This window comes from Streptosporangium sp. NPDC020145 (assembly GCF_040631275.1).
Taxonomy (GTDB): Bacteria; Actinomycetota; Actinomycetes; order Streptosporangiales; family Streptosporangiaceae; genus Streptosporangium.
Genome location: NZ_JBEXZT010000003.1, coordinates 198,389 through 213,781 on the forward strand (window position 1 = coordinate 198,389; position 15,393 = coordinate 213,781).

The 15,393-nt window shown below is 69.4% G+C and carries 16 protein-coding genes; 9 read left to right on the forward strand and 7 right to left on the reverse strand.

From position 1 onward, the window contains the following. Window positions 1-79: 79 nt before the first annotated feature. Genes ABZ463_RS06400 through ABZ463_RS06410 form a run of 3 tightly spaced genes read left to right on the forward strand, consistent with a single transcriptional unit; the run spans window position 80 to window position 1,536 of the window. A complete protein-coding gene (locus ABZ463_RS06400; RefSeq protein WP_352010556.1) occupies window positions 80-799 on the forward strand; it encodes a glycosyltransferase family 2 protein in 720 nt (239 codons plus the stop codon). 60 nt (window positions 800-859) lie between these two features. Next, a complete protein-coding gene (locus ABZ463_RS06405) occupies window positions 860-1,111 on the forward strand; it encodes a type II toxin-antitoxin system Phd/YefM family antitoxin (RefSeq protein WP_362773636.1) in 252 nt (83 codons plus the stop codon). After that, entirely contained in the window at window positions 1,111-1,536 is a 426-nt protein-coding gene (locus ABZ463_RS06410) for a type II toxin-antitoxin system VapC family toxin (RefSeq protein ID WP_362773639.1), read from the forward strand. The genes ABZ463_RS06405 and ABZ463_RS06410 overlap by 1 nt, the downstream gene beginning before the upstream one ends. Here ABZ463_RS06410 and ABZ463_RS06415 read toward each other — a convergent pair whose 3' ends face one another. Beyond that, on the reverse strand, window positions 1,537-2,265 hold the full coding sequence (locus ABZ463_RS06415) for a DUF427 domain-containing protein (RefSeq protein ID WP_362773642.1): 729 nt from the start codon (window positions 2,263-2,265) through the stop codon (window positions 1,537-1,539). A gap of 82 nt (window positions 2,266-2,347) precedes the next feature. On the opposite strand from ABZ463_RS06415, the gene ABZ463_RS06420 reads away from it, so the two are divergent. Then, window positions 2,348-3,094 (forward strand): hypothetical protein, encoded by a 747-nt coding sequence (locus ABZ463_RS06420; protein ID WP_362773645.1) that lies wholly within the window; start codon window positions 2,348-2,350, stop codon window positions 3,092-3,094. 4 nt (window positions 3,095-3,098) lie between these two features. On the opposite strand, the gene ABZ463_RS06425 is transcribed toward ABZ463_RS06420, so the two are convergent. Continuing rightward, window positions 3,099-4,268 (reverse strand): MFS transporter, encoded by a 1,170-nt coding sequence (locus tag ABZ463_RS06425; protein WP_362773648.1) that lies wholly within the window; start codon window positions 4,266-4,268, stop codon window positions 3,099-3,101. Between the two features lie 45 nt (window positions 4,269-4,313). Between ABZ463_RS06425 and ABZ463_RS06430 the strand changes: the two genes are divergently transcribed. Beyond that, window positions 4,314-5,411 carry an ROK family transcriptional regulator gene (locus ABZ463_RS06430; protein ID WP_362773651.1) on the forward strand — a complete coding sequence of 366 codons (1,098 nt, stop codon included), beginning with the start codon at window positions 4,314-4,316 and terminating at the stop codon, window positions 5,409-5,411. A gap of 14 nt (window positions 5,412-5,425) precedes the next feature. Here ABZ463_RS06430 and ABZ463_RS06435 read toward each other — a convergent pair whose 3' ends face one another. Beyond that, window positions 5,426-6,682: a DJ-1/PfpI family protein gene (locus ABZ463_RS06435; RefSeq protein ID WP_362773654.1), complete on the reverse strand. Its 1,257-nt coding sequence runs from the start codon at window positions 6,680-6,682 to the stop codon at window positions 5,426-5,428. 210 nt (window positions 6,683-6,892) lie between these two features. Next, complete coding sequence (locus ABZ463_RS06440) at window positions 6,893-7,861, reverse strand: helix-turn-helix domain-containing protein (RefSeq protein ID WP_352010549.1); 969 nt, start codon at window positions 7,859-7,861, stop codon at window positions 6,893-6,895. Between the two features lie 439 nt (window positions 7,862-8,300). Between ABZ463_RS06440 and ABZ463_RS06445 the strand changes: the two genes are divergently transcribed. Beyond that, on the forward strand, window positions 8,301-8,609 hold the full coding sequence (locus ABZ463_RS06445) for a hypothetical protein (protein ID WP_362773658.1): 309 nt from the start codon (window positions 8,301-8,303) through the stop codon (window positions 8,607-8,609). A gap of 317 nt (window positions 8,610-8,926) precedes the next feature. Further along, a complete protein-coding gene (locus ABZ463_RS06450) occupies window positions 8,927-9,046 on the forward strand; it encodes a helix-turn-helix domain-containing protein (protein WP_362773661.1) in 120 nt (39 codons plus the stop codon). A gap of 398 nt (window positions 9,047-9,444) precedes the next feature. Here the strand turns inward: ABZ463_RS06450 and ABZ463_RS06455 are convergent, their stop codons facing one another. Further along, a complete protein-coding gene (locus ABZ463_RS06455; RefSeq protein ID WP_362773664.1) occupies window positions 9,445-9,810 on the reverse strand; it encodes an STAS domain-containing protein in 366 nt (121 codons plus the stop codon). A gap of 248 nt (window positions 9,811-10,058) precedes the next feature. Here ABZ463_RS06455 and ABZ463_RS06460 point away from each other — a divergent pair, with 248 nt between their 5' ends. Beyond that, the gene (locus tag ABZ463_RS06460; protein ID WP_362773667.1) at window positions 10,059-11,243 is read left to right on the forward strand and encodes a hypothetical protein; all 1,185 of its coding nucleotides are present in this window, start codon (window positions 10,059-10,061) and stop codon (window positions 11,241-11,243) included. 304 nt (window positions 11,244-11,547) lie between these two features. Here ABZ463_RS06460 and ABZ463_RS06465 read toward each other — a convergent pair whose 3' ends face one another. Further along, a complete protein-coding gene (locus tag ABZ463_RS06465) occupies window positions 11,548-12,888 on the reverse strand; it encodes an APC family permease (protein ID WP_352010546.1) in 1,341 nt (446 codons plus the stop codon). A gap of 132 nt (window positions 12,889-13,020) precedes the next feature. On the opposite strand from ABZ463_RS06465, the gene ABZ463_RS06470 reads away from it, so the two are divergent. Then, window positions 13,021-13,416: a hypothetical protein gene (locus ABZ463_RS06470; RefSeq protein ID WP_362773670.1), complete on the forward strand. Its 396-nt coding sequence runs from the start codon at window positions 13,021-13,023 to the stop codon at window positions 13,414-13,416. A gap of 492 nt (window positions 13,417-13,908) precedes the next feature. Here the strand turns inward: ABZ463_RS06470 and ABZ463_RS06475 are convergent, their stop codons facing one another. Continuing rightward, window positions 13,909-15,024, reverse strand: coding sequence for a glycosyltransferase family 4 protein (locus ABZ463_RS06475; RefSeq protein WP_362773673.1), 1,116 nt, complete (start codon window positions 15,022-15,024; stop codon window positions 13,909-13,911). Window positions 15,025-15,393: the final 369 nt, after the last annotated feature.

Consider the following 15,393-nt stretch of genomic DNA (forward strand, 5'->3'; position numbering starts at 1 on the left):
GGAAATTTCTCCTTTTTTGAGTCCCCCTTTCAAGGTAACTTCAAGTACTTTGCAGGGGTCCCGGGCCATCCTTGCGGCCATGAGCAGCGTTCTCTTCACCGTCAGTGTCAGCGTGGTGGTTCCCGCCATGAACGAGGCCGCCAACCTGCCGCACGTCTTCGCGACGCTGCCGGAGTGGGTGGACGAGGTCATACTGGTCGACGGCAACTCGACCGACGACACGGTCGCCGTCGCCGAGAGGCTCCGTCCGGGGCTGCGTGTCGTGACGCAGACCGGCAGGGGCAAGGGCAACGCCCTCACCGAGGGGTTCGCCGCCGCGAAGGGCGACATCATCGTCATGATCGACGCCGATGGTTCGACGGACGGGCGGGAGATCGTCGCCTTCGTGACCGCCCTGACCGAGGGCGCCGACTTCGCCAAGGGCTCCCGCTACATCCCCGGCGGCGGCTCCGACGACATCAGCCGGACCCGCTCCCTGGGCAACCGCGTCCTCACGATGATCACCAACCGTCTCTACGGCACCCGCTACACCGACCTGTGTTACGGCTACAACGCCTTCTGGGCGCGTCATCTGGAGGTCCTGAACCTCGACTGCGACGGCTTCGAGATCGAGACGCTGATGAACGTGCGCGCCGCCAAGGCCGGGCTCGTGATCCGCGAGGTGCCCAGCCACGAGCGCAGCCGCATCCACGGCGTCAGCAACCTGCACGCCGTACGGGACGGCCTGCGCGTGCTCAGGACCATCCTGCGCGAGCGCCGCCGCACCGCCTCTCCCCGGCGCGAGCACGCCTCCGTCTGACCCGGGCGGCTAATATGTGCGTCTAGACAGACTGGACAGTCGATCCCGGCGGAGGCACCCATGGGCGGATGGCAACTCCAGGAGGCCAAGCAGCGTTTCAGCGAGGTCATCCGGCGTGCTCTGAGCGAAGGGCCTCAGACCGTCACCCGGCACGGGGAGGAGGTCGCCGTCGTCATCGACATCACCGAGTACCGTCGTCTCAGGGGTGAGACCCCCGACTTCGGACGCTTCCTGCTTTCGGCCCCCGACTGGGACGACGACGTCGAGTTCCCCCGTGACCGAGACCTTCCCCGAACGGTTCACCTCGACTGATGGGCACCGGGTACCTCCTCGACACGAACGTGGTCTCCGAGGCGCGCAAGCGGAACGGGAATCCCCTGGTCAGAGAGTGGATCGCCGCCACGCACGGCCCTGTCCTCCACCTCAGCAGCCTGACCGTCGGCGAGATCCGCCGCGGGGTCGAACTCCGCAGGCGCAGGGATCCCGCACAGGCCGCCGTGCTGGAACGCTGGCTCACCGAACTGCTGCGGCAGTTCGGTGACCGCATCGCCCCGATCACCCCCGAGGTCGCCGAGGAGTGGGGGCGGCTGAACGCCGTGCGGCCGATTCCCACGGCGGACGGGTTGATCGCCGCGACGGCCAGGGTGAACGGCTGGACGCTGGTCACCCGCAACGTCAAGGACTTCGAGGGGACGGGGGTCTCGCTCGTCGACCCGTTCGACCTGCCGCCCGCCTGATCAGGCGAACTTCGTCTTCGGGCGTTCCTGCAGGACGCCGTCCACGTAGACGTCCACCTTCTCGTCGTAGAACGCGACGAGCCCGGCGACACGCCCGCTCTCCTCAAGCGGGGTCCGGTAGGACCAGGCCAGGTCGGGCCGGCCGTTGACGCTCCAGTACTCCGCCACCCCCTTGTACGGGCAGCGGGTCACGGTCTCGGTGGGAACGAGAAGGTCGAGCCGGACGTCGGTCTTCGGCAGGTAGTAACGCGGCGGCAGGCCCGTCTCGAACAGGATCCTGGGGTGGTGGGAGTCGGCGACGACGACGCCGTCCACCTCGACACGCACGTGCCGCGAGGACGGCAGGACGTCGACCCGGGTGTAGGGGTCGCGGGGATGGACGTAGACCTCCTCGTCCTCCTCGAACCAGGCGTCGGCCGCCTCCCACTCGAACCGCACGTGGTCGCGCAGTTCCTCGATGGGCGATTCGGGATAGGCGAGGGCCGCGTCGGCGACTCCCGCCACGTCGTACAGCACCGCCTCGCCGCGGCTCGGCGAGTGCGCGCTCCCGCCGTTGGGCTCCAGCTCGACGGCGACGTCCCGCCGGGGGAAGTAGTAGGTCGGGTAGTAGGGCACCTCCCAGACCAGCAGTGCCCGGGTGGTGTCAGCGGCCACCCTGCCCCCGAAGAGGACCCGCACTCTCTTCGCGCTCCGCTCCACACGGACACGCCCACGTGTAACCGGTTCCATGCCACCGCCAACCCTGACCGTCTCGGGACTATTCCGGCACAGGTCTCGCACCGGTTTCCCCGTGTGGGATACACATGATCTTGTGCGCCGACTTCTCCTCCCCCTGGCCGCGCTGGCGCTCCCGCTGACGGGGTGCGGCGTGAACGACCCCGCACGGGCGGACTTCTGGGCGAAGGCCGGCACCCTGACCGAGACTCTGAAGGGCACCCGGTTCAAGGAGAGTGAGGATCTCGGCTTCCTCATCACCCTGCGGGAGGGTGTCGAGGTCCTGTCCGTCGCCGAGCGGACCCGGCGGGACCCGTTCCGTGCCGTGGTCAGGGTGACCGGCAAGGGAATGATCAAGGTCTGGGAGGGCAGGCGTGAGACGCTCCGTGCCGTTCCCGACATCGTCGGCTGCTTCGAGGCCGTCGCCTCCGGCAACGCCTTTCCCGACTTCTTCGCGGACGTCTCCCTCAAGGAGGTCACATGCCCGGCCACCACTCCCCTCGGCTTCAGGGCCCACGCCAGGTTTCCTCCCCGGATGTATGAGCGGTTGCAGGAGACGCTCCCCGGCAGACCGGACCTGGCCAAGGTCCGGGAGGCCGTACAGCGGCTGGACCTGGACCCGCGGGTCGTCCGGGAGATCACCGAGGGGGAGACGGAGAAGGGGAGGACGGTCGGGATCGCGCTCAGGGAGGGGCCCGACGGCGGCTGCATGTACGCGCGGGTCTGGCGGGGAGGGTCGGAGGTCTGGGCGCCCTACCGGATCGTGCCCTACAGCGACGTCGGAGCCCAGACCTGCACGGCGACCGGAGCGATCAACGGCTACGCCGAGCGGGCGGCCCACTGAGAGCTCAGGCGCCCGCCTCCGTCCGGCCTCCCAGAGGGGCCCGGGGGCGTAGCGCGCCCGCGGTGGCGACGGTCGTCAGGACGATCACCGACAGCACGGCGAAGGTGACGGGAAGCGACGTCAGGTGGGCGACCCAGCCGGTCACCGCGGGGGCCAGCAGCCCCGACAGGTAGGTGATCGTCGCCACCCCCGCGACGCCCTGGCTCGGCGCCGCGGTCGCCCTGCCTCCGGCGGCGAAGGTCAGCGGTACGATCACGGCTATTCCCAGGCCGAACAGCGCGAACCCGGCGACGCCCGGCAGCGGGTCGCGCGCCGTGACGATGACCGTCCCTCCGGCGACCGCGAGCAGGCCACCGGCCCGTACGGTGGCGACCGGCCCGAGGCGCTGGACGATCAGATCTCCCAGCAGCCTGGTCACGGCCATGGCCAGGGCGAAGGTCGCGTAGGCCGCGGCGGCCATGCCCGGCCCCGCCCCGGTGACGTCCGTGACGTAGACGGCCGACCAGTTCATGCTCGCCCCCTCGGCGAAGGTCGCGCAGAACCCGACCGCGCCGATCGCCAGGATGGCCCGCGAGGGTACGGCGAAGCGGGGCGGTGCCTGCTCGCCCGGCTCAGGGCGGACGTCCGGCAGGCCGCGGCTCGCCACGAAACCGACGACCAGCAGGACGAGCGCGACGGCGCCGTGGTGCAGGCGCGCGTCGATCCCGGCCTGGGCGGCGACGACCCCGATCCCGGCGCCGGCCAGGCTGCCCACACTCCACATGCCGTGCAGCCCCGACATGATCGAACGTCCCAGGCGCCGCTCGATGATCACCCCCTGGGCGTTCATGGTGACGTCGCACGTACCCGCCGCCGCGCCGTACGCCAGGAAGATCGCGCACAACCAGACGAACCCGGGGGCCTGGGAGGGGATCGCGAGGGCGACGCACCACAGGGCGAGCAGGATCCTCGTGGCGGCGCGCCCGCCGATGCGGTGGACGAGACGGCCGGCCATCGGCATCGCCACGAAAGCCCCCACCGCAGGACAGAACAGGGCGATCCCCAGTGCGGCGGGATCGAGACTCAGATGGTCTTGCAGCCACGGGACGCGGGTCGCCATGCTTCCCGCTACCGCCCCGTGGACGGCGAACACCGCCGCGACCGCGATGCGGGCGCGTTGATTGTCGTTGCGCATGGTGTGAGAAACTAACAGGCAGGCTTCCTGATTAAAAGGGGATAAATGAGGACCGCGACTCCGCAGATGGCCAGGGCGATCAACGACCGCCTCGCCCTGGACCTGCTGCTCGAACACGGAACGCTGACCGCCCCGCAGCTACGGGCGCTCACCGGGCTGTCCCGCCCGACCGTGTCCGACCTCATCGAACGCCTGCAGACCAACGGGCTCATCGAGGTCGTCGGCAAGAGCGGCGACGAACGCCGGGGGCCGAACGCCCGCCTGTACGGCATCGTGGCCGGCCGTGCCCACGTGGCCGGAGCCGACATACGGCGTGACACGGTCACCGTGACCGTCTCCGACATCACCGGAAGCCCGGTCGGCTCGGCGAGCCGCGAGATCGGCCCCGGGAACGGAGCCCTGATCGCCTCGCCCACCTACCCCCAGCACGCCAGGGCGGCCACCCCCCTGGCCGGGGTCATCGCCGACGCCGTCGCCGAGGCGGCCGGTTCCCGGAGCCTGCACGCCGTCGTCCTCGGCGTGCCGGGGATGGTCGACCCGCACAGCGGCGAACTGGCCGTGGACAACGGCGTGCCCGGCTGGCAGCCGCACCTGCTCCAGACGTTGCGCCGCAGGATCGACGCGCGGATCGACCTGGAGAACGACGTCAACCTCGCCGCCGTCGCCGAGCACCGCGCCGGTTCCGCGCAGGGACGCGAGGACTTCGTGCTGCTCTGGCTCGACGACGCCGTGGGCGCGGCGGTCACCCTCGGCGGGAGGCTGCGCAGGGGCGCCTCGGGTGGCGCGGGTGAGATCACGCCGCTCGGCTTCCCCGAGGGTTCCTTCTGCGACCTGCTGGACGCCAGGGCCGCCGCCGGGCTCGACCAGGACACCCTGGCCGCCAGGATCGCCCGGATGGCCTTCACCGCGGTCGCCGTCCTCGACCCGGGACTCGTGGTCCTCGGCGGGGAGACGGGCCGCTCCGGCGGTGAGGAACTGGCCGCGCGGGTCGGCGAGCACCTCGACACGCTCTCGCCGGTCCCCACCCAGGTCCGCGCGGGCACCGTCGAGGGCAACGCGATCCTCAACGGCGCCCTGTTCACGGCACTGTCCATCGCCCAGCGGGACGTCTTCGGCGACGCCCCGGGCGACCCCCCGATGTGACGGCCGCCCTCCGGTCAGGGCCCGGTACGGCGACGACGGAGAGAGCGGAAGGCAACCCAGATGACGAGCCCGGCGCCGAGGGCGGTCAGCAGGAACAACAGCGTCGGCCGCCACGACCAGGCGGGACCGGTCAACGCGAGGTGCTCGACGGGGTACTCGTTGTACTTCGCGGTCGCGCGGGCGGTGGCCACGTCGGTGTGGACGGCCAGGTCGCGCAGTACCGGGTCGAAGCCGGACTCGGCGGCGGCGCGCCCCGCGTGCGGCAGTTCGACGGCCAGCCCACGCCCGGCGGCCAGACGGGTGAGCGCGGGATCGACCTGCCCTGCCGCGCCGACCCCGGGGACGACCAGCCGGGAGAGGGCCGGCGCCGTACCGTCCGCCGGTTCGGCCACCAGGGTCACGCCGTGCCGGGTGGTGACCGCCGGGGTGCCCGCGAGCGCGACCGCGTGGGCCGCGAAGGAGCCTCCCGCGTAGACCTCGAACGCCGCGGCGACGTCGATCTCACCGGCCCCCGGGTTCAGCCCGATGCCGACGACCGGCCGGAACCAGGGGAAGGCCGCGTTGAGCGCGTAGGGCAGGTCCGCCAGAGCCGGCTCGTCGGCCGGGATCACGGTCGAGGCGCCGGGCGACCAGCCGGGATAACCGACCTCGGCGCCGACACGCCGGGCCTCGGCCTCCCCCGCCAGCAGTTCGACCAGCCGCAACGCGCCGACGACGCCGGAGGTCACACCCGCGGTCGTGGTGACCGGGCCGTCCTCGACGTAACGTCTGCCCTGAACCCAGCGGGTGTCCGGATAGTCACTCCGGAGAGCGCCGATGACCCCCCAGTGCGAGGTCGCGGCGCGTCCCCTGAGCAGGCCACCGGCCGCGACCAGCCGGGAGCCCGCGCAGACGCCCAGGATCCGGGCGCCCGCGGCGGCCCGACGGGCGATCCAGGCGCGCAGCGGCGCCTCGGCCTCACCCTCGGGGTCGACCACGGCCGGAACCACGACCACGTCGGGCACCGCGTCCCCGGTCTCCGCCTCCTCAAGCGTGCGGTCGGGCAGCAGGCGCAGGCCGCCGGACAACGGGACCGGCTCCCTGCGCGCGCCCACCGTGTGGACGAGGAACCGATCGGAGCGGGCGAAGACCTCGTACGGCCCGAGCACGTCGGTGGTCACCGAACCGCTCGTCCCGACCACGACCGCGACCTTGATCCGTCCCCGCGGCGCCTCTCCCGCCGGAGGCTTCCCGGGTACGGCTCGCGGGGCCCCCGGGTAGCTGTCCCGCATGGAGACCACGACCCCGGCCGCGCATGTTCCACCAACGAGAACACCCCAGATGGCGATGAAAAGGACTATCCGTACGAGCAATCTGGCACGTTGAGGCATGCGGAAGCTCCTGAGGTGTGAGGGGTCCCGGCCCGATCGGGAACCGGGAACGAGAAGAACGAGAACGCCGCGTGACGGCGGAATGACGGGGAACGAGAAGAACCGGGACGGTCAGCCGGTTTCCCGCCGGAACTCCGAGGGCGGCCCGCCGTACCTGGCCTTGAACAGGCGGCGGAAGTGCCGTCCCTCGCGGAAGCCACACCGGACGGCCACGGCGTCGACCGGCAGGCTGGTCTCGCGCAGCAGGGACATGGCGCGTTCGAGCCGCAGCCGCTGCCGGTACTCCAGCGGGGTGATCCCGGTCGCAGCGGTGAAGGCCCGGCTGAGCCCCCTGGGGGACAGGTTCGCCACCTCGGCCAGTTCGGCCAGGGTGTGCGCGGCGTCGATGCTCCCCGCGAGATGGTCCTGCACCCGGTGGACGGCGGAGTCCAGGTGCGACCGGTGCCTCAGGAACTGGCTGATCTGCTCCCCCGCGCCGTCCCTGCGCAGGTAGACCACCAGTTCACGGGCGACGGCCGTGGTCAGGGCCGGGCCGTGGTCCCGCTCGACCAGCGAGAGCGCCAGATCGACCCCTGCCGAGACGCCCGCGCTGGTGCTGACCGGGCCGTCGTGGACGTAGAGCACCGCCTCCTGCACCCTCGCCGCCGGGTATCTGGCGCGCATCGCCTCGACCAGCGACCAGTGCGTGGTGCAGCGGCGCCCGTCCAGCAGGCCCGCCTCACCCAGCGCCACCGCGCCGGTGCAGACCGACGCCAGCCGCGCCCCCGTGGCGGCCGCCGCACGCAGCCAGCCGACCACGGTCTCCGAGACGTACGGCTCGCGGTGCTCACGCAGCCTGGGGCCCGGGACCAGCACCAGATCACCGGCCGCGACCTGCGGCAGGGCGCCGAGCCCCGCGAGGCTCACCCCCTGGGCGGTCGCCACCCGCTCGGCGTCGGCGACGTGCTCGATCCGGTATCCCGCGCCGAGAAACGCGGCGGTGTCGAACACCTGCACCGGACCCGCCAGGTCGAGCAGGTTCACCTCGGGCAGGACCAGCACCACGACCCTGCCGGTACTTCCGGTCCCCTCATCAGCCACGACGCCGACGCTACCGGCCGTCACCCCGTCCCCGGCAGGGCCGCACGAGCCCCGCACCGGACGGATCAGGTCACCGGCAAACGCACGGGGTCTGCACATTCGAGGACTCTCGCCTTCTACCGACCTGAAAGTCAGCGCCCACACAACGGAGCCCGAAGTCCCGCACCAAGGAACGACATCCATCTTCTTACAACGAGAAGTGATTACCCAATCCCCCTCGGTAACCAAAGGACATTTCGCACTCACCAAAAATGGGATTCCTGCAGATTTTAAATATTACTCTCCACAAGCAGTCGAGGGCAATTAAGTCACCCAGCCAAAGTAACGTGGAAAAAATATAACAAAATGATCACGATCCCTTGCCTTCGTTGATCACCCCCTTCTTATTTGGCAATCTACTTTCTGGCACAAGATATGCATCCATCACCAAAGGAGTGCAATGACAAGCAAAGTCAAATCCATTCTCGGTGGAGCCGTCGCCGCCATCGCAGCAACCACCCTGCTTGTCACGCCAGCCAATGCCGCAGTCTCGGAAAGCAACAACTCCGCCCAGGCGCAGACCGCACCAGGAGAGCTGGCCCGCCCCTTTGCCTGGATTTTGGTTACGAGCTACTACTACCACTCAGCCAGCGAGAGAGTGACCAAGGGAGGGGCATGCATTGGAGCCAAAACAAACCTGCAATTGCAAGGATACAACGCTCAGTGCGTGGATCAAGGAGATCGCTGGGATCTGATCCGAGAGCTCTAGCTCCACAAAATCCACATCGCGGGTAATCAAAAATCTAGCGCACAGCAGATGAACGTGAGGGGCTCTAGGTAATGGAAGAGCTTTCCTTCAATCGAGCGCCCCTCACTTTTTGAGCGCTCCCAGGGTTGGACCAAATACTCCTGTTCATACATATTCCAGCCAAGCCTAATGCTTTTGCGATGCTAGGGCCGGTAGCGGGATCGGCGAGCCCGTGTCTGCCGATCTTTTATTCGTGATGTTCTTCGAACATGTGAACCTCTGGGTTCTGGCGGTATGCCCAGGTCATACGGTACGCACAAGGCGACGGGCTGACCGCTGTGCGATGCACCGAGCGTGAACAGATCCGGCTGGAGGTGGCCGAGCTGTTCGCTCACGGCTACACCGGCACCCAAGCGGCCAAGCATCTGCGAGTCAGCCAGATGTCGGCCGACCGGTGATACCGAGCCCGGGCGCCATACCGTGTGGCCTCGGCGGTGACATATCGGGCCGCAGCGCAGGCAGGGTCTCGACTGTGGCTATGGTCCGCTATTCGCCGGGCGAGCGGTTCCGGCTGATCTATGGGTGCATGTCTACCCATGACGCAAGGCTGAGACAACGAACTGCACCAAGTGTGACTACCACGACTTGCCCGTCAACGCATCATCCACATTCTTTGGCCGACGCGGCCACCGCACGATCTTCGGGTCCATCGCACCTGGATGATCGCAGCGGTGGTCGTCCCTTTTTGTGGGGGGCTAGCACGCATGTGGCTAAACGCGCGCAAGATCCCGATATGCGGCTGGAGTACCCCCAGCCTTGAAGGAAGCCCGCCCCCGGCTAAGCATGTACGGGGTCGTCAGGCCGCCTCGAGGGCGTCGGCGACGGAGGGGAAGACCTCGAAGACCTGGGTCAGGCCCGCCAGGTTGAGCCTGCGGGCCAGGTTTCCCTGGACACCGGTGAGGATGAGCCGTACTCCCGCGAGCTGGCCCTGGTGACGGGCCTGGAGCAGTTCACCGATGCCGGAGGAGTCGCAGAACGTCAGAGCCGACAGGTCGAGGATGAGGGTCGGCGACTGCAGGAGCTCCCACGCCCTGCCGAGCTCCGCACGCAGCAACGGCGTGTGGTAGTGGTCCAGCTCCCCGCTCACCCGCACCACGAGCGTCGTACCGTGCAGCCCGGACGTGGCGCTGAAACTCGGCTCCGGCTCTTTTCCCGCGAACATCATCAACCTTCTGTACCGAACCTCTCCCAGCCGTGTAACTGTCTCACACGGAACGGGTCCCTCCGTGAGCCCGGCGGCCATGCCGCCGGACGCACCCCCCTGTTGCCCCACCGTCCCGTCTGACGTGCCTCGTCCCCGGCCCAGGCGGCGGGGAACGCGTCCTTTCTCGCCCTGTCAGGGTGCCCAGGGCTGACAGGTCTATTCAGGATCGGCACCGCCCGGAGGGCACTCTGAGGGAGGATGCCCGCATGGGACATCTACGCTCTGTCACGCTCGTGCTCGCCGGGGTGACCCTGATGGCCTCCTGTGGCGCGCATCCCCCCGAGCCGTCCCCCACCGCGTCCCAGGCACCGCCGCCGAGCCGTACGGCGCAGCGGAACCCGTCGCCGGTCTCCCCCGCCTGGAAGGCCGTCAGGCCCGCCCAGCTGGCGGCGAGCTCCGCGCTGCTCGACGTGGCGGCGGCCGGGCCGCGTGAGGTGTGGGCGGTCGGCTACCAGAGGGGCGCCGAGGACAGGGAGGGCACTCCCGCCGTGACCAGGTGGGACGGTGTGAGATGGCGCGAGGTCACCGGGCTGAACGATCACGACGTCAACCACCTGACGGGCGTCAGCGTGGCCGGTCCCCGGGATGTCTGGGTCGCGGGCAACGGGGTGAACGCGTTCGCCGCGCGCTGGGACGGGCGGCGCTGGACGGCGCGGCGGCCCTTCGGCGTCGCGGAGGACTACCGGCTGACGGACGTCGCCGCCACGGGCGGCACAGGGAGCACAGCGTGGTTCACCGGGAACGGCCCGTCCGGCGGGGTGCTGATCCGGTGGGACGGCACGGCCTTCCGCAACGTGCCCACCGGCGGCGGCACCTTCGAGGCGGTCACCGCCAGGCAGGGGCACGTCTGGGCGGTCGGAGCGGCCCAGGACGGCACACCGCTGGTCTGGCACGGCTCCCCCGACCGCTGGGAGCGGTCGCGGACACCCGCCATCCCCGGTGGCACGCTGCGGCGGGTCTGGCAGGTCTCCCCGTCCGACGTGTGGGCGGTCGGCGAGGTCGCGCCCGCCGGGGCCGTACGGGACGGAGCCCGGATCAGGCAGGGGCAGCCGCTGGTCCTGCACTGGGACGGGACCCGGTGGGCCAGGGCCGAGGTGCCGGTCGCCCGCGGTGCCCTGCAGGGCGTCACCGCCTCCGGTCCCGGCGAGGTGTGGATCAGCGGGGTGGACGCCGACCATCCGGGGCAGGCGCTCATGCTCCGCTTCGACGGCACGGCGTGGACACGCGAGTACGGCCCGCTCCTGCGTCCCCGCCGTCCCGACCAGCAGTACGAGGACAGTGACCACGTCACCAGGACGGGTGTCACCCGGGTGCCCGGTACGGCCACGCTGTGGGCGGTCGGCTCGGTCGGCGTCGGTGACGACGAGGACGATTTCGTCCTCAGACGCTGAGCCCGTTCCTTCCGTCTTCAAGTTTTACCTGTCGCCTCACCGTGATCTTCAGACCGGAGACCGGCGTGCGCATCCCCTGCCCCATCGGACTTCCCGGCCCGCCCGTGATCCGGAGAATGCTCCGTTTTCACTCTCCGGACGGCCCGAAACAAATTCGATCACCCATGGACACCCCAAATCGCCCTTGGAATGTCGTACTCTCTCCCAAACTCCAATAAAGAGGGAGTCTGACATGAAACGTATAAGAATCACCCAAAGGCCTCGGCCGCCACGTCAGCCCGTCTCTCTCGACCTGCGCACCCCCTCAGGACGAGCGCTCCCGTTCTGACAGGAACAACCTGTTGACGAACCAGAGCACCACCCCGACGACGAGCAGCAGACCCGCCCGCACGTAGACGTCGGCGCCGCGCCCCGTGATCGGCAGCGCGAGCACAAGGCAGACAACCGCGCCGAGCGCCGGCATCCAACTGGGCGCCCGGTAGTGGTCGTGGCCGACGGGATCCTTGCGCAGCACGAGCACGGCCACGTTGACCAGCGCGAAGACCAGCAACAGCAGCAGCACCGTCGTGTCGGCCAGATCGCCGACATCGCCGGTCGCGACCAGCACCGCCGCGATCGCGGTGGTGAACAGGACGGCCACCCAGGGCGTCGCCCTGGTCGAGTGCACCGAGGCGAAGACCTTCGGCACGATGCCCTCTCGGGCCATGCCGTACACCAGGCGTGAGGCCATGATCATGTTGATCAGCGCGGTGTTGCCGACCGCCAGCAGCGCGATCAGCGCGAACAGCTTGGGCGGGAACGCCAGGCCCGCGACCTTGACGACCTCAAGGAGCGGGCCCGTCGAACTGGTCAGGGTCTTGGCGTCCACCAGCATCGTCGCGGTGAACGCCACCGCCAGATAGATCAGCGCCGCGACCGCCAGACCACCGAAGAGCGCCCTGGGGTAGTCGCGCTGCGGATCCTTCGACTCCTCGGCCAGGTTGACCGAGTCCTCGAAGCCGAGCAACGCGTAGAAGGCGAGCGCCGTACCGCCGAGGACACCGAGGAAGGCGCCGTTCGCCGGATGGAACTCCAGGGCCCGGGCGGGCTCGCCCTCCCCGGACAGCAGCGCGTAGATCCCGATCACGATGATCACCACGAGCCCGAACGCCTCGATGACGGTCAGGACCACGTTGACCTTGATGGACTCGGAGATGCCCGCGAAGTTCACCAGCGTCACCAGCCCCAGGAAGACGAACGCCCCGGCCATCACCGGCAGGGTGACGAACTCCCCGAGGTACTTGCCGCCGAACGCGCGCGCCGCCGCGCTCGCCGAGGTGATCCCGCTCATCAGCACCGCGAAGGCCACGACGAAGGTCAGGAAGGGGATGTTGAACGCCTTGTTCGTGTACAGCGCGGCCCCGGCGGCCTGGGGATACTTCCCGACGAGTTCGGCGTAGGCCGTCGCGGTCAGCGCGGCCAGCACGAAGGCCACCAGGAACGGCAGCCACAGAGCGCCGCCGACATATCCGGCGACCTTCCCCACCAGGGCGTATATCCCCGCACCGAGGATGTCGCCGACCACGAAGAGCAACAGGACCCGGCGCCCGATCACCCGCTTGAGCGAGTGCTGGGCCGCGCCGGAATCGATCACCGCCTCAGCCATGCCGCGCTCCTACCCGCCCTCCGGCGGATCTCACCCACCGTCACTCGGGCACCACCTGTAAGCGTCATGAAAGTGCGCCGCAAGCAGATCCCCTACTGTTCTCTCTGTCACAAGAAGTAATGAAAGGCAGAAATGTTCTCCGTCCTCTCCTCCCGTCGTATCGCCGCCACCGTCGCGGGAGCCGCACTTCTCTCCTTCACCGCCGCCTGTGGCGGGTCCGGTAACGCCGAGTTCTGCGCCCAGGCGCCCTGGACCAAGGCCTTCACGGACTACACCACCTCCATCACCGGCGCTGGCACCGACTTGAGCAAGTTCAACGACGCCAGCCAGAAGCTGTCGGCCGACCTGAAGGAGCTCGCTGGCAAGACCGACGGGGACCTCGCTTCCGCCCTCAACGATCTCGCCACCTCCTGGGGTGACTTCAAGCTCGACGACAAGGACCCGGCTGCGGCCGGCGCCGCCGCGCAGAACATGACCAAGCAGCTCCAGGAGGCCACCGTCAAGCTTGGCAAGGCCTGCACCTCCTGACCTCACTCCGCGCCTCCCCCTCCTCCCGGGAAGGCACAACCCAGGGCACAGCCGCCGCTCCGCCTGCGGGGGGCAGCGCGGGGCGACGGTTGTGTTTGCTTTTGCGGCGCCTTCGGCGCCGCGGGCTGTGTCTCTTTTGCGCCGCCTGCGGCGGCGCGGGCTTGGGCGCCTGAGGTCGGTGACTTCCCTCGTCACTCATCCGCTTCGCTCCGTCGCTCCTCGGTCCAGTTCACCGACGCGGCCAAGCCGAAACTCCTCACGCGCGGCACCGGTAAGGCCAAACCCTTCACTTCGGAGGGGGCGGCAGCACCGGGATCTGAGGAAGTTGCGAGATCCAGGCCATCGTGTCCCGAAGCCTCTGCCGTCCGTCCGGTGGGGGCTTCGCCGGTTTTCGGGTACGGCGGGCACTGTGCAACCGGTGCCATAAACGCGCATCGCGTGCCAACCAGCAGGGTCGATCGGGGGCGTCCTTTACCGGCTGTCAGCTCGCTGTCAGCCTCGCAGGGCGCGGGCCTCGGCGTAGCACTGCTCGAAGCCCTCAAGCACGGCGGGCCACGAACAGCGCACCGGCTCCGTCTCACGGTTGTGGGCCGCGATCGACTCGCGCAGGTCGCGGTCGCGCACCAGCTTGGCCACCGAGGTGACCAGGCCCTCGAAGCTCTCGCCGAGCAGTCCCTCCTTGCCGGGACGGACGAAGTCGGCCACCCCGCTCTGGGCCCGCGCCACCACCGGCACCCCGGCCACCCTGGCCTCAAGCGCTGCAAGTCCGAAGGACTCCCTGGGAGCGGGGGCGACGAAGACGTCGGCGGAGGCGAGCAGCTCACGGATCCGCTCACGGCTGTAGCGACCGGGGAGCGAGACCCACCCCGTCATCTCGTTCGCCCGCAGATAGCGCTCCATCTGGGAGCGCGCCGGGCCGTCGCCCACGACGGTCGCCCGCATCCGCGTCTCGGCGGGCACCAGGGCGCGGGCCTCCTTGAGGAGCCTGAGCAATCTGACCGGCTGCTTGCGGGGTGCGAGCCGTCCGACCGCCACGACGTGCACGGGAGCGTCCTGATCGGCTTCGCCGCCGGAGCCGGGAACGGCCTGGCGCCAGGCCGAGACGTCCAGGCCGTTGGAGACCACGTGGACCGGCACCCTGCGCCCCGCGACCGAGCGGATCGGCCGGGCCGCGGCCTCACTCACCGCGGTGCCGACCAGCCCCCAGCGGTGCCATTCGAACAGCAGCCGCAGCCCCCGGTAGAGGACACGGGTCACCGGATCCCACATGCTGTGCACGGTCACCACGACGGGCAGCCCCGCCCGTACGGCGGCGCGGACCCCCATCCAGGCGAACGGCGAGACCGCACCCATGTGAACGTGCACCACGTCGGGCCGTCGTGCCTTCACCAGACGCAACAGGTGACCGACGCCGAACGGGTGAACAGGCAGGTCGAAGGGGAGTTTCGCAACGATCCGATACACGCCCCGCAGTGTCTCCCCCGGCGTCGCGGTCGCGACCTCGACCTCGTGGCCCGCCTCCCGCTCCATCCGGACCAGATCGGCCACCTGCACCTCTATCCCACCCAGACGCGGCAGGTAACAGTCACTGACGTGGAGGATCCTCACCGTGCCAGCCTAAAGCGTCCGCCCCACCCCGCCCCTCGCCCCCGGGACCCCACGGAAGAACCCCCGTTCAGGCCACCGTCCGCCCACGCCCGCGACGACCCGGACCCCACGAACTCCCCAAGACCCTGCCGATGCCTCGGATCCCGTCACCCCCTCTAAGGTTTTGTCCGGGGGTACCGGTGCCACACGAGGGGTTACGGCTCGGGCGCGTCGGTGCTTGGACCGAGGAACGCAGGAGCGAAGCGACGCAGTGACAAGGGAAAAGACACCGACCCGAAACGCCCAAGCCCCGCGACGTCGAAGGTGGCGCGGGACAACACGGCTTGTGCTTTCCCGGTGCCGTGTGTGAAGAGTGTCGGCTTGGGCGCG

What these genes read in the sequence shown, in the direction of transcription:
- ABZ463_RS06400 (WP_352010556.1), top strand. Translation starts at nt 80, where the DNA reads ATGAGCAGCGTTCTCTTCACCGTCAGTGTCAGCGTGGTGGTTCCCGCC.
- ABZ463_RS06405 (WP_362773636.1), top strand. Translation starts at nt 860, where the DNA reads ATGGGCGGATGGCAACTCCAGGAGGCCAAGCAGCGTTTCAGCGAGGTC.
- ABZ463_RS06410 (WP_362773639.1), top strand. Translation starts at nt 1,111, where the DNA reads ATGGGCACCGGGTACCTCCTCGACACGAACGTGGTCTCCGAGGCGCGC.
- ABZ463_RS06415 (WP_362773642.1), bottom strand. Translation starts at nt 2,265, where the DNA reads ATGGAACCGGTTACACGTGGGCGTGTCCGTGTGGAGCGGAGCGCGAAG.
- ABZ463_RS06425 (WP_362773648.1), bottom strand. Translation starts at nt 4,268, where the DNA reads ATGCGCAACGACAATCAACGCGCCCGCATCGCGGTCGCGGCGGTGTTC.
- ABZ463_RS06430 (WP_362773651.1), top strand. Translation starts at nt 4,314, where the DNA reads ATGAGGACCGCGACTCCGCAGATGGCCAGGGCGATCAACGACCGCCTC.
- ABZ463_RS06435 (WP_362773654.1), bottom strand. Translation starts at nt 6,682, where the DNA reads ATGCGGGACAGCTACCCGGGGGCCCCGCGAGCCGTACCCGGGAAGCCT.
- ABZ463_RS06445 (WP_362773658.1), top strand. Translation starts at nt 8,301, where the DNA reads ATGACAAGCAAAGTCAAATCCATTCTCGGTGGAGCCGTCGCCGCCATC.
- ABZ463_RS06455 (WP_362773664.1), bottom strand. Translation starts at nt 9,810, where the DNA reads ATGTTCGCGGGAAAAGAGCCGGAGCCGAGTTTCAGCGCCACGTCCGGG.
- ABZ463_RS06460 (WP_362773667.1), top strand. Translation starts at nt 10,059, where the DNA reads ATGGGACATCTACGCTCTGTCACGCTCGTGCTCGCCGGGGTGACCCTG.
- ABZ463_RS06465 (WP_352010546.1), bottom strand. Translation starts at nt 12,888, where the DNA reads ATGGCTGAGGCGGTGATCGATTCCGGCGCGGCCCAGCACTCGCTCAAG.
- ABZ463_RS06470 (WP_362773670.1), top strand. Translation starts at nt 13,021, where the DNA reads ATGTTCTCCGTCCTCTCCTCCCGTCGTATCGCCGCCACCGTCGCGGGA.